The sequence below is a fragment of the Streptomyces sp. URMC 126 genome (assembly GCF_051386555.1).
Taxonomy (GTDB): domain Bacteria; phylum Actinomycetota; class Actinomycetes; order Streptomycetales; family Streptomycetaceae; genus Streptomyces.
Window position 1 is genome coordinate 1 of record NZ_JBPQTX010000743.1, and the last position, 307, is coordinate 307.

General features: G+C 70.7%; 1 pseudogene. It reads right to left on the minus strand.

What is annotated here, in order from left to right:
- Nucleotides 1–201 (minus strand): annotated as a pseudogene (locus ACSNOK_RS33710) (transposase); the annotation flags it as partial.
- Nucleotides 202–307 lie beyond the last annotated feature (106 nt).

The following is a 307-nucleotide window of genomic DNA, read 5'->3' on the forward strand; positions in this document are numbered from 1 at the left end:
GGTCTGGATCCCCGTGGCGAGCGCACCGGTGACCATCGACAGCGCCTGCTGCGGTTTCGTCGCGAACCCGGTCTCCTGCGGCGCCCCGGCACCTTCGCGGCGTTCCTCGTCCGCGGCCCAGTCCGCCGGGAGGTACAGGGCCCGGTCGATGAGCACCTTCGTCGTCGCGGTGACCGCGGCCAGACGCACCGCCACCTGGGGGTCTGTCAAACGTTCGGGTCTGTTCCGTAGTCGGTGGTGACGGAGGGTGTGGTCAGCCCAGGAGGATGCGGTGGCGGAGGAGGGGGAAGCTCGCGCGGCCGTACAT